This window comes from Streptomyces sp. WAC05374, from assembly GCF_004353505.1.
Classification (GTDB): domain Bacteria; phylum Actinomycetota; class Actinomycetes; order Streptomycetales; family Streptomycetaceae; genus Streptomyces.
Genome location: NZ_SMNQ01000027.1, coordinates 26,442 through 48,457 on the forward strand (window position 1 = coordinate 26,442; position 22,016 = coordinate 48,457).

A 22,016-nucleotide genomic window follows, 5' to 3' on the forward strand; every position below is an offset into this window, starting at 1 on the left:
AACATTACGCCTGATGGCCTGTGCTGAAACCGGGTTCGACAGCACCGTTTCGATCATTTTCCGATGTCGCCACGACATCACCGGTGTGCACCGCTCCACGACGGGGAACCGCCAGGACGCGCTGGGTGGCCAGGAGGACCAGCAGGGCGACGAATCCGCCGGCGCTCGCCACGGCGAAGCTCGCGGGGGTGCCGGAGAGCTGGACCACCGGTCCGGCCACGGCCGTTCCGGCCGCGGCTCCCACGCCGAAGGTGGTGACCAGCCAGGAGAACGCCTCGGTGACCGTGCCGCGCGGGGCGTGCCGGTCCACGACGAGGAACGCGCACGCGATGGCGGGCGCCAGGAACACGCCCGCCAGGGCCGCCAGGGCCGTCATGGCCGCCACGCCCGGGGTGAGCATCAGGGGCAGGTAGCCGAGCGCCAGCAGCCCGACCAGGACGCGCAGGCGGCGCTCCGGGGCGCCCGCCCAGTGCCGGGCGCCGTACACCGCGCCGCCGATCAGCGCGCCGAGGCCCAGGGCGGCCATCAGCCAGCCGTACACGGAGGCGTTGCCGTGGTCCTCGGCGTACGCGATGCCGGCGACCGTGATGGAGCCGAGCGCGAGGCCCACGAAGAAGAACGAGGCCAGCAGGGCGAGCAGCCCGGGTGAGCGCAGCGCGCCGAGCCAGTGGGCCTCGCGGGGTGCGGAGCGCCAGGCGCGGGAGGGCTCCGAGAGCACGACGGACAGGGCGCCGAGCACGCCGATGGCGTTGATGACGAGCAGGGCGGCGGCGGGCGACCAGAGCGCGACGAACAGCGTGACCAGCAGCGGGCCGACGGTGAACATCACCTCCTGGGCGACCGCGTCCATGGCGTACGCCCGGTGGACCCGGTCCTCCCGGCCCAGGACGCTCGGCCACAGGGCACGCAGGCCGCCCTCCAGGGGCGGGGTGAACAGGCCGGCGACGGCGACGGCCCCGTACGCCAGAACCAGGGGGTCGGTGCCGGCCAGGACGAGCAGGGCCATGCCCAGGGCGGACACCACGGCGGCCGGGAGCTGGACGCGGGGCTGGCCGTACAGGTCGACGGCGCGGCCGAGGAGGGGCTGGCCGATGGCGTTGCCGATGCCGTACACGGCGGCGAGGGCGCCGGCGAGGCTGTAGCTGCCGCCCTCGGCACGGATGAACACCATGATCGCGATGGGTCCGGTGCCATTGGGGAGGCGCCCTATGAGGGTGCCTATGAGGAGCCTGGCGGCATGGGGTGCCTTCAGGATGTCGGCGTATCCGCCCGGTGCGGCGGCCATGTGCTGCCCCTCTCCCCCGGCACCAGGCCGAGGTTTTACGTATAACGTCCTTCGTCATACGTACCATGACCGCATCCCGCGGGTCCACCCCCGCGGTCCTGATCGTCGAAGCGGAGGCGTGCGTGCACCACCCGGACCCAGCGGTTCCCGACCCCGCGCCCCGCCCGGCGCGGCCCACCAGCCGGGACGTGGCCCGGGCCGCCGGGGTGTCGCAGGCCACCGTGTCCCTGGTGCTCGGCGACAAGTGGCGCGGGCGGGTCTCGGAGCGCACGGCCCACCTGGTGCGGGAGGCCGCCGGCGAGCTCGGCTACCGGCCCAACCTCGCGGCGCGCAACCTGCGCCTCGGCCGCACCAGGACCGCCCTGCTGGTGGTGCCCGCCCTCACCAACGAGTTCTTCGCCCGCGTCTACACGGGCGCCGCCAGGATCGCCGCCGAGCACGACTTCGGCGTGGTCCTCTACCCCTCCCCCGAGGGCGTCGGCCCGGCGAGGGACCCGTTCGCCTCGGCCCGGGCGTCACTGGACGGGGTGATCGCCTCCTCCATGGCCGCCGGCGCGCTGCGGGCGATCCGCGGCACGGACCTGCCGCTGGTCATGCTGGACAGCGACCCCGCCGACCCGGGCGCCGCCGCGCACGTGAACCTCGACATCGCCGACGGCGTACGGCAGGTGACGGACCATCTGCTGGCGCTGGGCCACCGCCGTTTCGCGCACCTGGCGTCGGCCGTGCCGTCCTGGACCTTCGAGGTGCGCGGCCGGGCCATGGACGCCTGCCTGGGCGGCCTTTCCGGTGTGTCCGTGCGCACCGTTCCGGCGCCGCTGGAGGTGGACGGCGCCCGCGAGGCCGCCGAGCGCGCGCTGACCGCGCCGGGCGACCGGCCTACGGCGCTGATCTGCGACGACGACATCGTGGCGGCGGGCGCCTGCAAGGCGGTACGGCGCCTGGGGCTGCGGGTCCCCGAGGACGTGTCGGTCACCGGCTTCGACGACCTGGCGCTCGCCACGGCGGTGGAGCCCGAGCTGACCACGGTGCGGCTGCCCGCGGAGCGGATCGGCGAGCGCGGGATGGCGGCCCTGCTGGACGTCCTCGCCGGGCGCGACCCGGAGCGCGGCGACCTTCCGGTGACCCTGGTGCCCCGCGGCTCCTCGGGACCGCCTCCCGCCGCCTGACACGCCGCGCCGGCCGCTTGCGCGCCCCGGATCGCCACCGACGCGCCGCGGCCCGGCAGGTCCGCCCTCCCGGCGGCGCACGCGCCGGTGCCCCGGACCACCACGCAGGCGGTCCGGGGCACCGGGCAGGCGGGGCGGGCGGTCAGTCGTCCGTTCCGGCCGACTCCTCCGGCTCCTCGTCCGACGGCGCGTCCGTCGGGGTGGACGCGGCGGCGTCCGCCTCCAGGAGGCGGGAGAGCTGGCGGCCGACGATCCGCTTGAACTTCCGCTGCTGCGGGCGCGTGCGGTCCAGGATCGCCACCTCCAGCCGCTCCGCGGGGATCTCCCGCTCGCTGCCGTTGGTGTCCCGGGACAGCGCCTGCACGGCGAGCTTCAGCGCCTCGGCGAGCGACATCCCGTCACGGTGCCGCTGGTCGAGGAAGCTGCTGATCTGCTCGGCATTGCCACCGACCGCGACCGATCCGTGCTCGTCCACGATCGACCCGTCGTGCGGCAGCCGGTAGATCTGGTCGCCCTCGGGGGAGGTCCCGACCTCGGCGACGACCAGCTCCACCTCGTACGGCTTCTCGCCCGCGCTGGAGAAGATGGTGCCCAGCGTCTGGGCGTAGACGTTGGCGAGCCCACGGGCCGTCACGTCGTCGCGGTCGTAGGTGTAGCCACGCAGGTCCGCGTAGCGCACGCCGCCGATCCGCAGGTTCTCGTACTCGTTGTACTTACCGGCCGCGGCGAAACCGATCCGGTCGTAGATCTCGCTGAACTTGTGCAGCGCACGGGACGGGTTCTCACCGACGAAGACGATGCCGTCGGCGTACTGCAGCACAACCAGGCTGCGTCCACGGGCGATGCCCTTGCGGGCGTACTCCGCCCGGTCCTGCATGGCCTGTGCGGGCGAGACATAGAACGGCGTCGTCACCGGCTATCCGTCCCTTTCTTCAGGTGGACAAACATCAGAGCAGCGCGGCGCGCGGGCCGTCGGGCTGTTCGAGGCGGCGCTCCAGGATGGCGCGGGCGGTCTCGGAGGACTCCGCCTCGGTCAGCCGCCGGAAGCCCTCGTCGGTGATCACGGTGACGATCGGGTAGATCCGCCGGGCCACGTCCGGGCCGCCGGTCGCCGAGTCGTCGTCGGCCGCGTCGTACAGCGCCTGCACGACCAGGGTGATGGCCTGCTGCTCCGTGAGGTCGTCGCGGTAGAGCTTCTTCATGGCGCCCCGGGCGAAGATCGAGCCCGAGCCGGTGGCCGCGAAGCCGTGCTCCTCGGAACGGCCGCCCGTCACGTCGTAGCTGAAGATCCGGCCCTTCTCACGCTCGACGTCCCAGCCCGCGAAGAGCGGGACGACGGCCAGGCCCTGCATGGCCATGCCCAGATTGCTCCGGATCATGGTGGAGAGGCGGTTCGCCTTGCCCTCCAGGGAGAGCTGGGCGCCCTCGACCTTCTCGAAGTGCTCCAGCTCGAGCTGGAAAAGCTTGACCATCTCCACGGCGAGACCGGCGGTGCCCGCGATGCCCACGGCCGAGTACTCGTCGGCCGGGAACACCTTCTCGATGTCCCGCTGGGCGATCATGTTGCCCATCGTGGCGCGCCGGTCACCGGCGAGCACCACACCGCCGGGGAACGTGGTGGCGACGATGGTCGTGCCGTGCGGTGCCTCGATGGCGCCCTGCACGGGCGGCAGGGTCCGCTTGCCGGGCAGCAGCTCGGGCGAGTGGTCGGCCAGGAAGTCCATGAAGGACGAGGAGCCGGGCGTCAGGAAGGCTGCCGGCAGACGCCCGATGCTACGAGGGTTGGCTTCCACGCGTTTCCTTCCGAAATGAGGCGGCGGCCCGCCGCGGCGGCGGTCGGGCCGATCATGCGTGCTGTGCACGGACCTTACCCGTGCCGTCGCCGGTCATCCGTCCCGGTGCCGTCGGCTTTCGCCGACGGCACCGGGAGGGACAACGAGCGCTACTGTCCGCCCTTTTGCACGAAGCTTCGCACGAAGTCCTCGGCGTTCTCCTCGAGGACGTCGTCGATCTCGTCGAGTACGGAGTCGACGTCGTCGGACAGCTTCTCCTGGCGCTCCTTGAGGTCCTCGGATGCCTGCGCGTCCTGCGCCTGCTCCTCGACCTCCTCGGTGGAACGTGTGGCCTTCTGCTGCCCGCCGCCGGTGTCCTTGGTCGCCATATCCCTCACCCCGCTCGGTTTGCCCGCTTGGTTCGGTCTCTCAAGATCAGACCCTACAAGGACGGTCTGACATCGGCCCTGTACTTTCTTCACAACGTCCAGGGAGTATCACCATGATTCCCGGTGATCCCCGAGCCAAGCCCTTTTTCGTACGCGTACTCGGCCGGCGCTCAGTGGCCGGACAGCACGCGGACCAGGTCCTCGGCCGTGCGGCAGCGGTCCAGGAGCTCCTTGACGTGGTTACGTGTACCGCGCAACGGTTCCAGCGTGGGCACCCTCTGGAGCGAGTCCCGGCCGGGCAGGTCGAAGATCACCGAGTCCCAGGAGGCCGCGGCGACGTCGTCCGCGTACTGCTCCAGGCACCGGCCCCGGAAATAGGCCCTGGTGTCCTCCGGAGGCTTCGCCTGCGCCCGCGTGACGGCGTCCTCGTCCAGCAGCCGCTTCATCCGCCCGCGGGCCGCCAGACGGTTGTACAGGCCCTTGTCGGGCCGCACGTCGGCGTACTGCAGGTCCACGAGGTGGAGCCGTGCCGCGTCCCAGTCGACGCCGTCACGGCGCCGGTAGCCCTCCATGAGCTCCCGCTTCGCGACCCAGTCCAGCTCACCGGCGAGGCTCATCGGATCGTTCTCGAGCCGATTGAGGGTGTCCTCCCACCGGGACAGCACGTCCTTGGTCTGCTCGTCGGCGTCGGCGCCGAACCGCTCCTCCACGTACTTGCGCGCCAGCTCGAAGTACTCCATCTGGAGTTGTACGGCGGTGAGTGTCCGGCCGCTGCGCAGCGTGATCAGGTACTGGAGCGAGGGGTCGTGGGACACCTGGTGCAGGGTGCGCACGGGCTGGTCGACGGCGAGGTCGACCGTGATGAAGCCGTCCTCGATCATGGACAGCACCAGGGCCGTCGTGCCCAGCTTGAGGTAGGTCGAGATCTCGGAGAGGTTCGCGTCACCGATGATCACGTGGAGCCGCCGGTACTTCTCGGCGTCGGCGTGCGGCTCGTCCCGGGTGTTGATGATCGGCCGCTTGAGGGTCGTCTCGAGACCCACCTCGACCTCGAAGTAGTCGGCGCGCTGACTGATCTGGAAGCCGTGCTCACGGCCGTCCTGACCGATGCCGACGCGGCCGGCGCCCGTGACGACCTGCCGGGAGACGAAGAAGGGCGTCAGGTGGCGCACGATGTCCGAGAAGGGGGTCTCCCGCTTCATCAGGTAGTTCTCGTGCGTGCCGTAGGAGGCGCCCTTGTTGTCGGTGTTGTTCTTGTAGAGGTGGATCGGCTGGGCGCCCGGCAACTGGGCCGCCCGCTCCGCCGCCTCCGCCATGATCCGCTCACCGGCCTTGTCCCACAGCACGGCGTCCCGGGGATTGGTGACCTCGGGGGCGCTGTACTCCGGGTGGGCGTGGTCGACGTAGAGCCGGGCGCCATTGGTGAGGATCACATTGGCCAGGCCGATGTCCTCGTCCGTGAGCTGACTGGAGTCGGCGGCCTCACGGGCGAGGTCGAAGCCGCGGGCGTCCCGCAGCGGGTTCTCCTCCTCGAAGTCCCAGCGGGCGCGGCGCGCCCGGTGCATCGCCGCCGCGTAGGCGTTGACGATCTGGGACGAGGTGAGCATGGCATTGGCGTTCGGGTGGCCGGGGACGGAGATCCCGTACTCCGTCTCGATGCCCATTACTCGCCGTACAGTCATGCGGCCCTCCTTGCCCGGCGGCGCCCCCGCTCGGGAACGGCGCTCAAGTACCGCTTCTTCTCCGGTGCGTGTGCGGTGCCCGTCCCCGCACTGCGCGACTCGGCGGTACGGAAGAGCCTAGAACGCCTCCGCGCGGGTGGGGAGATCAATTGCGTCATTGCTGCGGTGTGGTCGGAATGATGGCCCAAGGCCGGTGAAAGCAACCGGCCGCGGATGCCCTCCCCCGCCGTGGGGCGGGGGACGCCCGGGCACCCGCAGCCGGAATGCGATCTACAGGTACTGACCGGTATTGGCCACCGTGTCGATGGACCGACCGGTGTCGGCGCCCTGCTTTCCGGTGACGAGGGTGCGGATGAAGACGATCCGCTCGCCCTTCTTTCCGGAGATCCGGGCCCAGTCGTCCGGGTTGGTGGTGTTGGGCAGGTCCTCGTTCTCCTTGAACTCGTCCACGCATGCCTGGAGGAGGTGGGAGACCCGAAGACCCTTCTGGTTGTGGTCGAGGAAGGCCTTGATGGCCATCTTCTTCGCCCGGTCCACGATGTTCTGGATCATCGCGCCGGAGTTGAAGTCCTTGAAGTACAGGACTTCCTTGTCACCGTTGGCGTACGTGACCTCGAGGAACCGGTTCTCCTCGGATTCCGCGTACATCTGCTCCACGACCGACTGGATCATCGCCTGGGCCGCGGCTTCCTTGGACCCATTGTGCTCGGCCAGGTCGTCCGCGTGCAGCGGCAGCGAAGGTGTCAGGTACTTGGCGAAGATGTCCTTGGCCGCCTCGGCGTCCGGACGCTCGATCTTGATCTTCACATCGAGCCGGCCCGGCCGCAGGATGGCGGGGTCGATCATGTCCTCGCGGTTGGAGGCGCCGATGACGATGACGTTCTCCAGGCCCTCCACACCGTCGATCTCGGCGAGGAGCTGCGGGACGATGGTGTTCTCCACGTCCGAGCTGACACCGGAGCCACGGGTGCGGAAGAGGGACTCCATCTCGTCGAAGAAGACGATCACCGGAGTGCCCTCGCTCGCCTTCTCACGAGCGCGCTGGAAGACCAGGCGGATGTGCCGCTCGGTCTCGCCGACGTACTTGTTGAGGAGCTCGGGGCCCTTGATGTTCAGGAAGTAGCTCTTCCCGGCGGGCTGCCCGGTCACCTCGGCGACCTTCTTCGCAAGGGAGTTGGCGACGGCCTTCGCGATCAGCGTCTTGCCGCAGCCGGGCGGGCCGTACAGAAGGATGCCCTTCGGCGGCCGCAGTTCGTGCTCCTGGAAGAGGTCGGGATAGAGGTACGGGAGCTCGACCGCGTCACGGATCAGCTCGATCTGGTTCCCCAGACCGCCGATCTTGGTGTAGTCGACGTCCGGGACCTCTTCGAGGACGAGCTCCTCGACCTCGCTCTTCGGGATCACCTCGTAGACGTAACCCGACCTGGGCTCGAGCAGGAGGGCGTCGCCGGGGCGGATGGTGATGTCCAGCAGCGGCTCGGCGAGCCTCACCACCCGTTCCTCGTCGGTGTGCCCGATGACCAGGGCGCGCTCGCCGTCCTCGAGGATCTCCTTGAGGGTGACGATGTCCCCGGCACGCTCGAACTCCATGGCCTCGACCACGTTGAGCGCTTCGTTGAGCATCAGTTCCTGGCCGCGCCGGAGCTCGTCGAGCTCGACGCTGGGGCTGACGTTCACCCGGAGCTTGCGGCCCCCGGTGAAGATGTCGCAGGTGCCGTCCTCGTTCGCCTGCAGGAAGACACCGAAGCCGGCCGGGGGCTGCGCGAGCCGGTCGACCTCCTCCTTGAGGGCCACGATCTGGTCGCGGGCCTCACGGAGCGTATTGGCGAGTCGCTCGTTCTGCGCGGACACGCCGGCCAGGTTGGTCTGCAGCTCGACGATCCGCTCCTCGAGAATCCTCGTGTGACGCGGAGAGTCGGCGAGCTTACGTCGCAGGACGGCGATTTCCTGCTCGAGATAGGCAACCTGGCCGGCAGGGTCTTCAGACCCCCGCCCCGGCCGGATGCCGCGGTTGATGTCGTCGTCGTGGGCTGCCACGGTCCTCACCTCCTCCAAGGGGAGCTGGACGCTTCCTGACCCTACCTGGGCTGGTGGTGATTGAAACCCCTAGATCACAAAGACTCTCGGGGTGTGTCCGATCTTCACCCTTGCGCTCTCCCTCGCACCAGGGGGATACCCACCCATCAACACTTGAAAGCGGGCGGTTGTATCGTCGGAGTGGTCAACACCCGTCAGGGTTGGCCCGACTTACACACCAGAGGCAGGAACATGACCGTGCAGCACGAGGCTGTGACCGCGGGCGCCGGCGAGGCCCTGGAGGTCTGGATCGACCAGGACCTCTGCACCGGCGACGGGATCTGCGCCCAGTACGCGCCGGAGGTCTTCGAGCTGGACATCGACGGCCTGGCGTACGTCAAGAGCACCGAGGACGAGCTGCTCCAGGACCCCGGCGCCACCACGCCCGTGCCACTGCCGCTGCTCCAGGACGTGGTCGACTCCGCCAAGGAGTGCCCCGGCGACTGCATTCACGTACGGCGCGTTTCGGACAAGGTGGAAGTCTACGGGCCTGACGCGGAGTGACCGCTCACGCACTCCGGGCTGCGGTGGCGGAGCGGACGAACTTGTCCCCCTCCCACCGCCACTTGACCGTCTCCCGCTGATCGGGGCAGCAGCTCGGCACGTCCGGTGAGGAGTAGCCGAACAGGGTCGCGCCGACCGCGCCGCCGCTCACCGAGACCTCGCTGACGCTGCGCCGCTCGCGGGGCTCCACCAGGGTGGCCACCACACGGGCTCCGGTGCCGGCACCCCGGGCGAGGACGTACAGGCCGCTCGGCGGGGTACCGGAACCCGCGCGGCAGTGCGCCGCCACGACCGTCTCCGGCCGGCCGTCGCCGTCGATGTCGCCCGTCGCCCGCTTCGCCACCACGCTGGGCGCTCCGGCGCAGTCGAGCGGATAGGTCACGGCGGCCGGGTCGGGAGCCGGTGCGGGGGCGGGCGCCGCCGCTGTCGTGATGCCGCCCGTCTGGGAGGCGGTGGCGGCTTCGGGCTGGAGCATCGCGGCGCCGGCGACCACCGCGGCCATCGCCGCTGCCGTGGCCAGCCAGTGGATCGGCCGGGCGTGGGTGTGCGCGAGGTCCGGGACGGCGGAGGTCTGCACGCGGGGTGTCTCCTGTGGCTGTGCGGTGGGGTGGCCAGCATCGTGCCATACGTCACACCGGGGGCGGAACAGGGGGGTCGGGCCGCGTTGTCCTTCGAGCGGGGCGGGTTCGGGGGCGCGTGCGCCGAACGTGGAGGCGCCGCCGTCGAGTTCCCCGCCGGGTGGCGGGAACTCGACGGCGGCGCCGGTGCGTTGTCGCGGCGTCAGGCCAAGGGGCCCCGGCCCGGGTATCAGCCCTTGTTGGGGCCTTCGTAGTCCTCGCCGTACGCGCCCTTGGCGGGACGGCGGCGGCGCATCGGGGGCTCCACGCCGTCGGCGAGGCGGCGGGCGGTGACCAGGAAGCCGGTGTGTCCGATCATCCGGTGGTCGGGCCGGACGGCCAGGCCCTCGACGTGCCAGTTGCGGATCATCGACTCCCAGGGCTGCGGCTCGGCGTAGCAGCCGATCTCGCGGATGGACTCGACGGTGCGCGCGAGCTGGGTGGTGGTCGCCACGTAGCAGCAGAGGATGCCGCCCGGGACGAGCGCCTTGGAGACGGCCTCCAGGCACTCCCAGGGGGCGAGCATGTCCAGGATCACGCGGTCGACGTCGGTGTCCGTCAGGTTGTCCTGGAGGTCGCCGACGGTGAGCTGCCAGGCGGGGTGCGGGCCGCCGAAGTACCGCTCGACGTTGCCCTTCGCGATCTCGGCGAAGTCCTCACGGCGCTCGTAGGAGTGCAGCATGCCGCTGTCGCCGATGGCGCGCAGCAGGAAGCTGCTGAGCGAGCCGGAGCCGACACCGGCCTCGACGACGCGTGCGCCGGGGAAGATGTCGGCGAACGCCAGGATCTGCCCCGCGTCCTTGGGGTAGACCACGGCGGCGCCGCGGGGCATGGACAGGACGTAGTCGGGGAGCAGGGGGCGCAGCGCGAGGTAGGCGACGTTTCCCGTGGTACGGACAACACTGCCCTCGGGAGCACCGATCAGCTCGTCGTGCGGGAAGGAACCCTTGTGGGTGTGGAAATTCTTCCCGGCCTCGAGCGTGAACGTGTAGTGGCGTCCCTTGGGGTCGGTGAGCTGGACCTGGTCCCCGACCTCGAAGGGCCCGCGACGGCGGGCGGCACCGGTCGGTTCGGACATGTGACCAGTGTATGGGCTTCAGGAACCCGGCCGTGCCATGGCCTGGACGAAGGCCCGCTCCACGTCCGCCGTGGACAGGACGCCATAGATCTCGCCGGACTCCTCGACCACCAGGTACTCGGTGGCCGGATTCGCGCGGAGCCGGTCCAGGAGTGCCTCGCCTGCCAGGTCCGCGGGGACCCTCATGCCGTCGGTGAGCTCCTGGGCGAGGCCGCTGACGGCGACCCAGGGGCGGCGGTGCTGGGGGACGCCCACGATGGCGGTCTCGCGGACCAGGGCCTGCGGCTCGCCCTGGCCGTCGACGACGACGAGGGCGCGGGCGCCGGCGTCGTTGGCGCGGCGGAGGGCCTCGGAGAGGGGGGTGTCGGACTCGACGGGGACGGCGCGCCGGGTGAGGGTGCGGGCGCGCAGTTCGGGCAGGTGCTCGCGCAACCGGGCCATGCGGAGGCTGTTGCCCGCTCCGGTCCAGATGATCGCGGCGAGGATGGCGGCGAGGAGCGCGTCCATCACGGTCGTCAGGCCGCTGATCTCGTGGGTCTCGTTGCCCAGCGCCCCGGTGTGGGTGAGCAGCGGGAGGCCGATGAGGACGGTGACGGCCAGGGCGCGGCCGACCCAGGCGGCGGCGACGGTGCCGCTCATGGGCTTGCCGGTGACCTTCCAGACGACGGCGCGCAGCATGCGGCCGCCGTCGAGCGGCAGGCCGGGCAGGAGGTTGAAGGCCGCGACGATGAGGTTGGAGATCATCAGGCCGGCGAGCAGGACACCGGGCACGGTGCCGGGCTCGACGGCGTACATCGCGCCGTAGAAGACCGCCGCGAGGGCCAGCGAGAGCAGCGGGCCGACGAAGGCGAGCACGAACTCCCGGCCGGGGGTCTCGCACTCCTTCTCGATCTCGGAGACGCCCCCGAAGAACTGGAGCTGGATGCGGCGCACCGGCAGCTTGAAGCGGAGCGCGGCGATGGTGTGCGCCAGCTCGTGCACGAGGACGGAGGCGTAGAAGGCGACCGCGAAGAACAGGGAGACCAGGTAGCGGGCGCCGCCGAGCTCGGGCAGGACTCTCTCGATCTGGTCGCCGAAGACCCAGGTGATGAGGGCCGCGACCAAAAACCAGCTCGGGGCGACGTAGACGGGCACGCCGAAGAGGCGGCCCATCAGGATGCCGCCGCCTTCCCGTGGCCGCCGCGGTTTTCCGCTGTCGGGAGCGGCTCCGGCCGGGTCGGACCGCGGGCGGGGGTGCTCGCCGCTCTCGTCGTCCTTGTTCACAGGTTCCCTTCGGTGTGAAGCGTCACACGACGATCATGCAGTGTGGGAGGGTCTGGCGTCGATGGTATGCCGATCGGTGTCAGTGCCGGGCCGTAGGGTTCTGTGCCATGACCACGAGCCCCTCCAGCTCCCCGAGCCCGTCCTCCGCCCCGAGCCCGGCCGGCCCGTCCGGCGCGGGCGACGACCCGACGGGCGCGGCAGGCCCGACGGGCCCGGCAGGCCCGGCCGACCCGGTCGCGACAGCCGACCCGGTCGCGGCCGGCGCGCCCCAGCAGGCCGGACCGGCCGGTGACGGCGGGCCCGTGGGCGCGCGGCCGCCCGCCTCGCTGTCGCCGTCGCGGGCGAGCGACTTCATGCAGTGCCCGCTGCTGTACCGGTTCCGGGTGATCGACAAGCTGCCGGAGAAGCCCAGTGCGGCGGCGACGCGCGGCACGCTGGTGCACGCCGTGCTGGAGCGGCTCTTCGACGACCCGGCGGTGGAGCGGACCGTGCCGCGGGCGAAGGCGATGGTGCCGGGGCAGTGGACGCGGCTGCTGGAGTCCAGGCCGGAGCTCGGGGAGCTGTTCGCGGGGGACGCGGACGGGGAGCTGCTGGCGCGCTGGCTGTCGGAGGCGGAGCAGCTCGTCGAGCGGTGGTTCACGCTGGAGGACCCGACGCGGCTGGAGCCGGCGGAGCGGGAGCTGTTCGTGGAGACCGAGCTGGAGTCGGGGCTGCGGCTGCGGGGGGTGATCGACCGGGTCGACGTGGCGCCGACGGGCGAGGTGCGGATCGTCGACTACAAGACGGGCAAGGCACCGCGTCCGGAGTACAGCGAGGGCGCGCTGTTCCAGATGAAGTTCTACGCCCTGGTGGTCTGGCGGCTGAAGGGTGTGGTGCCGCGCCGGCTCCAGCTCGTGTACCTGGGCAGCGGTGACGTGCTGACGTACGACCCGGTGGAGGCGGGCCTGCTGCGGGTGGAGCGCAAGCTCCAGGCGTTGTGGGAGGCGATCGCCCACGCCACCGCCACGGGCGACTGGCGGCCGCGTCCGACGAAGCTGTGCGGGTGGTGCGACCACCAGTCGGTCTGCCCCGAGTTCGGTGGCACTCCCCCGGTGTATCCGCTGCCCGTCGTCCCGGCGCCACGGCCGGAGTGAGGCGGCTCGGTCCGGGTGGGACGGTCAGGGCAGAATGGGCCGGACAGCCGAGCCTTGGAGGAGTACCTGTGGCCATCCGCGTCCTACTGGTCGACGACCAGCCGCTGCTGCGCACCGGTTTCCGGATGATTCTCGAGGCGGAGCAGGACATCGCGGTCGTCGGTGAGGCCGGCGACGGCCTCCAGGCGCTCGACCAGGTGCGGGCGCTCCAGCCCGATGTCGTGCTGATGGACATCCGGATGCCCCGGATGGACGGTGTGGAGGCGACCCGGCAGATCACCGGGCCGGGCCGGGACGGTCCGGCGAAGGTGCTGGTGCTGACGACGTTCGACCTCGACGAGTACGTGGTGGAGGCGCTGCGTGCCGGGGCCAGCGGCTTCCTGCTGAAGGACGCGCCGGCCAATGAGCTGGTGCAGGCGATCCGGGTGGTCGCGGCGGGCGAGGCGATGCTCGCGCCGAGCATCACGCGCCGGCTGCTCGACAAGTACGCGGACCACCTGCCGTCGGGCGAGGAGCCCGTGCCGGACGCGCTGAACACGCTGACGGACCGTGAGGTCGAGGTGCTGAAGCTGGTGGCGCGCGGCCTGTCGAACGCGGAGATCGCCGCGGACCTGTTCGTCAGCGAGACGACGGTCAAGACGCATGTGGGCCATGTGCTGACCAAGCTGGGCCTGCGTGACCGCGTCCAGGCCGCCGTGTACGCGTACGAGAGCGGTCTGGTGCGCCCCGGCGCCCAGTGAGCCGCCCCGGGTGCGGTGAGCCGGCCGGCTCGCGGTGAGCCGGCCGCCGTGCGACGACGGAAAAGCGGGGTGCCCGACCGGTGGTCGGGCACCCCGCTGACGTGTCGGGCGGGTCAGCCCTTCTTGATCTCCCAGAAGCGGAAGACGGTGGACGCGTCCAGCGTCCACTCCAGGCCCGTGACGCCGTCGCGGGCGACCGCGTACTGCTTGCCCTGCCACAGCGGGAGGATCGGCAGGTCCTGGGCCACCAGGTCCTGGAGCTTGCCGAAGTCCTCGCCCGCGGCGGTGCGGTCGGGGGTCGCGGCGGTGCGCGGGACGAGGGTGCCGCTGATCTTCTTGTTGTCGTAGTTGTTGTTGAGGACGTTGCCCTCACCGAAGAACGGCTGCGTGAAGTTGTCGGGGTCCGGGTAGTCGGGGACCCAGCCCTTCACGTACACGCCGTACTTGCCGGCCTTGATGTCCTTCTCGTACTGCCCGAACTCGACCGACTTGACGGTGGCGTTGAACAGGCCGCTGTCGTTGAGCTGCTTGGCGATGGCCTTCAGCTCCTCGTCGGTGGAGGGGCCGTAACGGCTGGGCGTCGACCACAGGGTGAGGTCGACCTTGCCGTTGACGTCGGCCGAGCGCAGCGCCTGCTTGGCCTTCTCGGGCTGCGGCTGGTCGCCGTACTCGTTGACGAAGGCGGTGTTGTGGCCGACGATGCCCGCCGGGATGATCGAGTACAGCGGGGTGGCGGTCGACCGGTAGATGTTGTTTACGAGGGCGTCGCGGTCGACGAGGTAGGCGATGGCCTTGCGGACGCCCAGCTTGCCGACGACCGGGTCGTCGACGTTGAACACCAGGTGCTGGACCTCGGCGCTGGAGCCCTCGATGACCTCGAACTCGCTCTCGGCCGACGTGTCGGCCGCCTGGATCTCGGCGATGTCGGCCGCGGCGAGGCCACGGTACGCGACGTCGATCTCGCCCTTCTGCATGGCCGTGGCCAGCGCCTTGCGGTCGCCGTGGAAGAACTTCAGCTTGACGCCGCCGTTCTTGACCTTGGCCGTGCCCTGGTAGTTGGTGTTGGGCGAGAAGACGGCCTCGCCGTCGCCGAACGAGTCGAGCTTGTACGGGCCCGAGCCGACGGCCTTGCCGTCCGTGCGCAGCGCCCCGTCCTCGTACTCGCGGTGGTCGACGATGGAGCCGGCACCCGAGGCGATCTTGCTCGGGAAGGTGGCGTCGGGCACCTTCAGCGTGAAGACGACCGTCTTCTCGTCCGGTGTGTCGATCTTGCCGATGGTGGAGAGCAGCGGCGCGGGACCGTTCGGGTCGTTGATCTTCAGCGCCCGCTCGAAGGAGAACTTGACGTCCTCGGAGGTGAGGGGGTTGCCGTTGCTGAACTTCAGCCCGTCGCGCAGGGTGCAGCGGTAGACCTTGCTGCCGCCCTGGTCGAAGGAGCACTTGTCGGCCGCTTCCGGCTGGGGCACCGAGGCGCCCTTGGGGAAGCTGAGCAGGGACTGGAAGACGTTGTTGAACAGCAGCCACGAGCCCGGGTCGTAACCGGCGGCGGGGTCCGTCGCCAGAACCTCGTCGGACATGCCGACGGTCACCGAGCCGCCGGAGTCACCGGCGCCGCCGCTCTTCTCCTCGCCGCAGCCGCTCAGCAGTGCGGCCGCAAGCCCCGCTGCGAGCGGGGCCGTCAGCCACTTGTTGTGTGCCTTCACAGGAACCTTGCCTCTGGATCTCTTCGCCGGCCGAGCCCGTGTGCCCGGCCGGATTACCGCAGGTCAGGCGATACCTCGGCCCAGCTCCCAGAGCTGGAGGTCCGAGGAGGTGTTCAGCGCCCACTCGACACCGGTCACATCGTCGCGGGCGGCGACGTACTGCTTGCCCTGCCACAGCGGCAGCACGGGCACGTCGGTGGCGACGATGTCCTGGATCTGCGCGAAGGCGGACGAAGCGGCGTTGCGGTCGGCCGCGCGGCGCGACTCGGGAAGGAGCCGGCTGCGCGTGGCGCTGTTGACGTAGGGGGTGTTCAGGAAGTTGTCCGCGTCGAGGAACGGCGCGATGTAGTTGTCGGGGTCCGGGAAGTCGGGGAACCAGCCGAGGCCGTACACGGCGTACTCACCGCGCTTCTGGGCGGGGCGGAACTCGGACCACTTGGCGCCTTCGGTGGTGACGTCGAAGAGGCCGGTGGCGTTGAGCTGGTCGCGCAGGGCGGCGAACTCCTTGGCGGTGCCGGCGCCGTAGTGGTCGCTGGTGTAGTGCAGCGTCAGCTTCACCGGGGTGCTGATGCCGGCGTCGCGCAGGATGCCGGCGGCCTTCTTGCTGTTGGGCTCGCCGTACTTGTTGAAGAAGGAGTTGGTGTGGGCGGTGATGCTGGAGGGGATCAGCGAGTACAGCGGGGTGGCCGTCGACCCGTACACCGACCGGGCGAGCCGGTTGCGGTCGACGACGGCCGCCATGGCCTGGCGGACCGCCTTGTCCTTGACGGACGGGGCCTCGGTGTTGAAGCCGAGGTAGCGGATCTCCAGGCCGGGGACCTCGGTGATCCTGATGCCCGGCTTGGGGTTGTCGTTGAGGTCCTTGACCTGCTCGGGCGACATCGTCCGGGTCATCATGTGGATGTCGCCGGACTCCAGGGCCTTGCCCATGGCGGTGGCGTCGTCGAAGGACCGCAGTACGACCTTGTCGTTGCGGACCTTGATGTCGCCCTTGTAGTTCTCGTTCTTGGTGAACACGACCTTGGTGACGCGTTCGCCGCTGACGTCGGCCTGCATGGTGTACGGGCCGGAACCGTCGACCTGGAAGCCGTCGCGGAGCTTGCCGGCCTCGTACTTCTCGCTGCTGAGGATGCCGGCGACGGGGGTGGAGAGCTTGTACGGGAACGTGGCGTCCGGGCTCTTCAGGTGGAAGACGACCTGGTCGTCGCCCTTGGTCTCGATCGTGTCGATGTTCGACAGGAGGCCGGCCGCGCCGTTGTCCGACTTGATGGCGAGGGCCCGCTCGATGGAGAACTTCACGTCCTTCGCGGTCAGCGCGGTGCCGTCGGCGAAGGTGAGGCCGGACCGGAGGGTGCAGCGGTAGCTCTCGCTCGCCCGGTCGGTGAAACCGCACTGGGAGGCGGCCTCGGGGACGGGGGCGCCACCGCCGCGCGGCACGTGCATCAGGGTCTGGACGGTCTGGCGGAGCACGTTCCAGACACCGGTGTCGTAGGCGAAGGCCGGGTCGAAGGGGGCGGAGGCGTCCTTGGTGGCGGCGAACTGGTCCGTGGTACCGACGACGATGGCGTCACCGCCGGAGCCGCCGCCGGTCCCGCCGCAGGCGGCGAGTACGGGGGCGAGCAGGCCGAGCACGGCCGGCAGCACCAAGGTCTTGCGGTTCATTCTGGACGTTCTCCTCATCCGGCACTGGGTACAGCGGCGTACGGACACTCCACCGCGTCCGCCCGGTCGGGGCGGAGCGATCGGGCCGGGATACAGAGCGATCGATCCTGTGTTCCCGTGGGCATGGTGGCCGGACGGGACACGCGGAAACTGCGGCGAAGTTCTCGGCAAGAGATTAGTCGGCGACGCCACACGCACAGGAACGGGGCCGAGTTGAGGCCTCATCAGACAGTGATCAGTAATGCGGGCGCATCTATCGCTATGCGCCGGAATGATTCGTACACCACTCCATGAATCCGGACACATGGACGGTGCCGAAGCGTTGCGTACCGGGCATGTGGGCGTTTCCGGCCATACGAAAAACGCCACGCTGAGTGACCAAGGTCACTCCCGGAAGCCGTTGTCTGCGTAACGGAAAATGCACGCTCCGGTGCTGTGGGTTTTCCCCGCTATTCCACGGCGCACGCTAAGTGTGCGATCAGTTCATTGACGTGATCAATGTCCGCAGAAATCGCAGGTCGACCTCTTCGAGCGACCGTACGACCACGCGGCCGTCGGCGGGCGCGATGGGGGCGACGGACGGTACGGCGACCACCCGGCAGCCCGCCGCCTCGGCGGCCGCGACACCGGTCGCGGTGTCCTCGACGACGGCGCATCTGCCCGGCTCGGCGCCGACCCCGCGCGCGGCCAGCAGGTACGGGTCCGGGTGCGGCTTCGTACGGGGCACCTCGTCGCCCGCCACGGTCAGCGTGAAGCGGTCGCGGCCGAGCGAGTGCAGGACGCGGTCGATGATGCGGCGGTGGGAGGCGGAGACCAGCGCGGTGGGCACGTTGTGCGCGGCGAGCTCGGCGAGCAGCCGCTCGGCGCCCGGCATGAGGGGGACGCCGCGGCCGATGCGGGCCTCGAAGCGGTCGTTGAGCAGCACGGTCAGCTCGGCGAGGGTGATGTCGGCGCCGGTGGCCTCGATGAGGTAGCCGGCGCTGCGGGTCATCGGCCCGCCGACCACGATGTCGCGCCACGACTCGTCGAGGGTGTGGCCCAGCTCGGCGAAGACCTCGACCTCCGCGTCCCACCAGAACCCCTCGGTGTCGACGAGGGTTCCGTCCATGTCGAGGAAGACGGCTTGCAGGGCGGAACCCCCGGCCGTGCGGGTCAGGGACGCGGGGACCGTACTGGTCATCCGGCACACCTCCATAGAGGGACGAGAAGGCCGATCGCTCTCCCCGGTGGGAGCCCCTGGTGGGAGCCCCGGCTGGGACGTCCCTGGAGGGAGTCCCGCGGGACCCCCGGGTTCTCCGCCCGGGGTCCCCGCCTGGGAAAGCGACCGGCCTGCGCTGGACCGACCAGTGTACGTCCCGTCGCCGCTCAGCGCGCGTTGAAGTACTTGGCCTCGGGGTGGTGGATGACGATGGCGTCGGTGGACTGTTCGGGGTGGAGCTGGAACTCCTCGGAGAGGTGGACCCCGATCCGCTCCGGCCGGAGCAGCTCGGCGATCTTGGCACGGTCCTCCAGGTCCGGGCAGGCGCCGTACCCGAGCGAGAACCGCGCCCCGCGGTACTTCAGCGCGAACATGTCCTCCACGTCGGCCGGGTCCTCGGCCGCGAAGCCCAGCTCGGCGCGGACGCGGGCGTGCCAGTACTCGGCGAGGGCCTCGGCGAGCTGGACGGACAGGCCGTGGAGTTCGAGGTAGTCGCGGTAGGAGTCGGAGGCGAACAGCTCGGCGGTGGCCTCGCCGATGCGGGAGCCGACGGTGACGACCTGGAGGCCGACGACATCGGTCTCGCCGGACTCCTCGGGGCGGAAGAAGTCCGCCAGGCACAGCCGGCGGCCACGGCGCTGGCGCGGGAAGGTGAACCGCGTGCGCTCGTTGCCGCTCTCGTCGAGGATGATCAGGTCGTCGCCCTTGGACACGCACGGGAAGTAGCCGTGAACGACGGCCGCCTCCAGCAGGTTCTGCGTGTGGAGCTGGTCCAGCCAGCCGCGCAGCCGGGGCCGCCCCTCGGTCTCGACGAGCTCCTCGTACGTCGGTCCGTCGCCGGTACGGGCCTGCTTCAGGCCCCACTGGCCCTTGAACAGCGCGCCTTCGTCGAGCCAGGAGGCGTACTCCTTGAGCTGGATGCCCTTGACGACCCGGGTGCCCCAGAAGGGCGGCGTGGGAACGGGGTTGTCGGTGGCCACGTCCGACCGGACGCCGTCCTCGGGGGCCTGCTCCTCGACCACGGCGCCGGCGGTCGGGCGCACCCTGCGCTGCTTGAGTTCGGGGAGGGTGGCGCCGGGGACGCCGCGCTTGACCGCGATGAGGGCGTCCATCAGGCGCAGGCCCTCGAACGCGTCGCGGGCGTAGCGCACTTCGCCCTGGTAGATCTCGTGCAGGTCCTGCTCGACATACGCCCGGGTCAGGGCCGCGCCGCCGAGGATGACGGGGTAGTCGGCGGCCAGGCCGCGCTGGTTGAGCTCCTCCAGGTTCTCCTTCATGATCACGGTCGACTTGACCAGGAGACCCGACATACCGATCACATCGGCCCTGTGCTCGTCCGCGGCTTCGAGGATCGCGGAGACGGGCTGCTTGATGCCGAGGTTGACGACGTTGTAGCCGTTGTTGGACAGGATGATGTCGACGAGGTTCTTGCCGATGTCGTGGACGTCGCCCCGCACCGTGGCCAGGACGATGGTGCCCTTGCCCTCGTCGTCCGACTTCTCCATGTGCGGTTCGAGGTGGGCGACCGCCGTCTTCATCACCTCGGCCGACTGCAGCACGAACGGCAACTGCATCTGGCCGGAGCCGAACAGCTCACCGACCACCTTCATGCCGTCCAGCAGCGTGTCGTTGACGATGTCGAGAGCCGGACGCGACTGGAGCGCCTCGTCCAGATCGGCCTCCAGGCCGTTGCGCTCACCGTCGATGATGCGCCGCTTCAGCCGCTCCTCCAGCGGCAGCGCCGCCAGCTCCTCCGCCTTGCCCGCCTTCAGCGACTTCGCGGTGGCACCCTCGAACAGCGCCATGAGCTTCTGCAGCGGGTCGTAGCCCTCGGCGCGCCGGTCGTAGATCAGGTCGAGGGCGGTGTTCACCTGCTCCTCGTCGAACCGGGCGATCGGCAGGATCTTCGACGCGTGCACGATCGCCGAGTCCAGGCCCGCCTTCACGCACTCGTCCAGGAACACGGAGTTCAGCAGGATACGGGCGGCCGGATTCAGACCGAAGGAGATGTTCGACAGACCGAGAGTGGTCTGGACGTCGGGGTGGCGCCGCTTCAGCTCCCGGATCGCCTCGATGGTGGCGATACCGTCCTTGCGCGACTCCTCCTGACCCGTACAGATGGTGAAGGTCAGGGTGTCGATGAGGATGTCCGACTCGTGGATGCCCCAGTTGCCGGTCAGGTCGGCGATCAGCCGCTCGGCGATCTCGACCTTCTTCTCCGGGGTACGGGCCTGGCCCTCCTCGTCGATGGTCAGCGCGATCAGCGCCGCACCGTGCTCCTTGGCCAGCGCGGTCACCTTGGCGAAGCGTGATTCGGGGCCGTCGCCGTCCTCGTAGTTGACCGAGTTGATCACCGCCCGGCCACCCAGCTTCTCCAGACCGGCCTGGAGCACGTCGACCTCGGTGGAGTCCAGCACGATCGGCAGCGTGGACGCGGTCGCGAACCGACCCGCCAGCTCCTCCATGTCCGCCACACCGTCACGGCCCACATAGTCCACGCACAGGTCCAGCATGTGGGCGCCCTCGCGGATCTGGTCACGGGCCATCTCCACACAGTCGTCCCAGCGGCCCTCCAGCATCGCCTCACGGAACTTCTTCGACCCGTTCGCGTTCGTCCGCTCACCGATCGCCATGTACGAGGTGTCCTGCCGGAACGGCACCGTCTGATACAACGACGCCGCACCCGGCTCCGGGTGGGGCCGGCGCTCGGCCGGCGTGAGGCCGCTGACCCGCTCGACGACCTGGCGCAGGTGCTCAGGCGTCGTACCGCAACACCCGCCCACCAGCGACAGCCCGTACTCGCGCACGAAGGCCTCCTGCGCGTCCGCCAGCTCCGGCGCCGTCAGCGGGTAGTGCGCGCCGTCCTTGCCCAGCACCGGCAGGCCCGCGTTCGGCATGCACGACAGCGGCACCCGCGAGTGGCGGGCCAGGTACCGCAGGTGCTCGCTCATCTCCGCCGGACCGGTCGCACAGTTCAGACCGATCATGTCGATGCCCAGCGGCTCCAACGCGGTGAGCGCCGCGCCGATCTCGGAGCCGAGCAGCATGGTGCCGGTGGTCTCGACGGTGACCGAACAGATCAGCGGCAGGTCGAGGCCGGCGATCTCCAGGGCGCGGCGGGCGCCGAGGATCGCGGCCTTGGTCTGGAGGAGGTCCTGGGTGGTCTCGACGAGGAGGGCGTCGGCGCCGCCGGCGATCAGGCCCTCCGCGTTCTGCTGGTAGGCGGCGCGGAGGGTGCCGTACGCCACGTGCCCCAGGGTGGGCAGCTTGGTGCCGGGGCCCATCGAGCCGAGCACCCAGCGCTGACGGCCGTCACCGGCGGTGAACCGGTCGGCGGTCTCGCGGGCGATCCGGGCGCCCGCCTCGGACAGCTCCAGGATGCGGTCGGAGATGTCGTACTCGCCGAGGGCGGAGAAGTTCGCGTTGAAGGTGTTGGTCCCCACGCAGTCGACGCCGGCGGAGAAGTACTCCTCATGGACCGTGCGGACGATGTCGGGCCGGGAGACGTTGAGGATCTCGTTGCAGCCCTCCAGGCCCTCGAAGTCCTCGAGCGTGGGGTCCTGCGCCTGGAGCATCGTGCCCATGGCTCCGTCGGACACGACCACGCGGGAGGCGAGCGCCTCCCGTAGGGCGGCGGCTCGGGTCCTGCTGTCAGCGGAAGGGGTCGGCGACGAGGCCATGGATGTGCTCCCTGGAGTGCGACGGCTGTCGGCTTTGCGTCTTCGGAGGAAGGCGCACCGGGCCA

General features: G+C 70.2%; 16 protein-coding genes and 1 pseudogene. 4 read left to right on the forward strand and 13 right to left on the reverse strand.

What is annotated here, in order from left to right; translation table 11 throughout:
* Positions 1-4 precede the first annotated feature (4 nt).
* Positions 5-1,285, reverse strand: coding sequence for an MFS transporter (locus E2B92_RS30930; RefSeq protein ID WP_126884446.1), 1,281 nt, complete (start codon positions 1,283-1,285; stop codon positions 5-7).
* A gap of 65 nt (positions 1,286-1,350) precedes the next feature.
* Here E2B92_RS30930 and E2B92_RS30935 point away from each other — a divergent pair, with 65 nt between their 5' ends.
* Entirely contained in the window at positions 1,351-2,454 is a 1,104-nt protein-coding gene (locus E2B92_RS30935; protein ID WP_126884447.1) for a LacI family DNA-binding transcriptional regulator, read from the forward strand.
* Between the two features lie 142 nt (positions 2,455-2,596).
* On the opposite strand, the gene prcA is transcribed toward E2B92_RS30935, so the two are convergent.
* The 5 genes from prcA to arc form a co-directional block, all read right to left on the reverse strand.
* Entirely contained in the window at positions 2,597-3,367 is a 771-nt protein-coding gene (gene prcA, locus E2B92_RS30940; RefSeq protein ID WP_126884448.1) for a proteasome subunit alpha, read from the reverse strand.
* 34 nt (positions 3,368-3,401) lie between these two features.
* Positions 3,402-4,247 (reverse strand): proteasome subunit beta, encoded by an 846-nt coding sequence (gene prcB, locus E2B92_RS30945; RefSeq protein ID WP_126884449.1) that lies wholly within the window; start codon positions 4,245-4,247, stop codon positions 3,402-3,404.
* 149 nt (positions 4,248-4,396) lie between these two features.
* On the reverse strand, positions 4,397-4,615 hold the full coding sequence (locus E2B92_RS30950; RefSeq protein ID WP_016325855.1) for a ubiquitin-like protein Pup: 219 nt from the start codon (positions 4,613-4,615) through the stop codon (positions 4,397-4,399).
* A gap of 170 nt (positions 4,616-4,785) precedes the next feature.
* Entirely contained in the window at positions 4,786-6,297 is a 1,512-nt protein-coding gene (dop, locus tag E2B92_RS30955) for a depupylase/deamidase Dop (protein WP_126884450.1), read from the reverse strand.
* Positions 6,298-6,567: 270 nt separating this feature from the next.
* Positions 6,568-8,334 carry a proteasome ATPase gene (arc, locus tag E2B92_RS30960; RefSeq protein ID WP_064069115.1) on the reverse strand — a complete coding sequence of 589 codons (1,767 nt, stop codon included), beginning with the start codon at positions 8,332-8,334 and terminating at the stop codon, positions 6,568-6,570.
* Between the two features lie 231 nt (positions 8,335-8,565).
* Between arc and E2B92_RS30965 the strand changes: the two genes are divergently transcribed.
* Entirely contained in the window at positions 8,566-8,877 is a 312-nt protein-coding gene (locus tag E2B92_RS30965) for a ferredoxin (RefSeq protein ID WP_126884451.1), read from the forward strand.
* 4 nt (positions 8,878-8,881) lie between these two features.
* Here E2B92_RS30965 and E2B92_RS30970 read toward each other — a convergent pair whose 3' ends face one another.
* The 3 genes from E2B92_RS30970 to E2B92_RS30980 all read right to left on the reverse strand — a co-directional run bounded on the left by E2B92_RS30970 (position 8,882) and on the right by E2B92_RS30980 (position 11,835).
* On the reverse strand, positions 8,882-9,454 hold the full coding sequence (locus E2B92_RS30970; protein WP_126884452.1) for a hypothetical protein: 573 nt from the start codon (positions 9,452-9,454) through the stop codon (positions 8,882-8,884).
* 230 nt (positions 9,455-9,684) lie between these two features.
* The gene (locus E2B92_RS30975) at positions 9,685-10,572 is read right to left on the reverse strand and encodes a tRNA (adenine-N1)-methyltransferase (RefSeq protein WP_126884453.1); all 888 of its coding nucleotides are present in this window, start codon (positions 10,570-10,572) and stop codon (positions 9,685-9,687) included.
* A gap of 18 nt (positions 10,573-10,590) precedes the next feature.
* Entirely contained in the window at positions 10,591-11,835 is a 1,245-nt protein-coding gene (locus E2B92_RS30980) for a site-2 protease family protein (RefSeq protein ID WP_126884454.1), read from the reverse strand.
* Between the two features lie 353 nt (positions 11,836-12,188).
* On the opposite strand from E2B92_RS30980, the pseudogene E2B92_RS30985 reads away from it, so the two are divergent.
* Both E2B92_RS30985 and E2B92_RS30990 read left to right on the forward strand, forming a co-directional pair.
* Positions 12,189-12,944: pseudogene (locus E2B92_RS30985) on the forward strand (RecB family exonuclease); the annotation flags it as partial.
* 92 nt (positions 12,945-13,036) lie between these two features.
* On the forward strand, positions 13,037-13,708 hold the full coding sequence (locus tag E2B92_RS30990; RefSeq protein WP_064069109.1) for a response regulator: 672 nt from the start codon (positions 13,037-13,039) through the stop codon (positions 13,706-13,708).
* A 113-nt stretch (positions 13,709-13,821) separates the two neighbouring features.
* Here E2B92_RS30990 and E2B92_RS30995 read toward each other — a convergent pair whose 3' ends face one another.
* From E2B92_RS30995 to metH, 4 genes are all read right to left on the reverse strand, one after another.
* Positions 13,822-15,411 (reverse strand): ABC transporter substrate-binding protein, encoded by a 1,590-nt coding sequence (locus E2B92_RS30995; RefSeq protein WP_126884455.1) that lies wholly within the window; start codon positions 15,409-15,411, stop codon positions 13,822-13,824.
* A 63-nt stretch (positions 15,412-15,474) separates the two neighbouring features.
* Complete coding sequence (locus tag E2B92_RS31000; RefSeq protein WP_126884456.1) at positions 15,475-17,073, reverse strand: ABC transporter substrate-binding protein; 1,599 nt, start codon at positions 17,071-17,073, stop codon at positions 15,475-15,477.
* A gap of 478 nt (positions 17,074-17,551) precedes the next feature.
* Positions 17,552-18,253, reverse strand: a complete 702-nt coding sequence (locus E2B92_RS31005) for an HAD family hydrolase (RefSeq protein WP_126884457.1) — start codon at positions 18,251-18,253, stop codon at positions 17,552-17,554.
* A gap of 185 nt (positions 18,254-18,438) precedes the next feature.
* Positions 18,439-21,951, reverse strand: coding sequence for a methionine synthase (gene metH, locus E2B92_RS31010; RefSeq protein ID WP_133087774.1), 3,513 nt, complete (start codon positions 21,949-21,951; stop codon positions 18,439-18,441).
* Positions 21,952-22,016 lie beyond the last annotated feature (65 nt).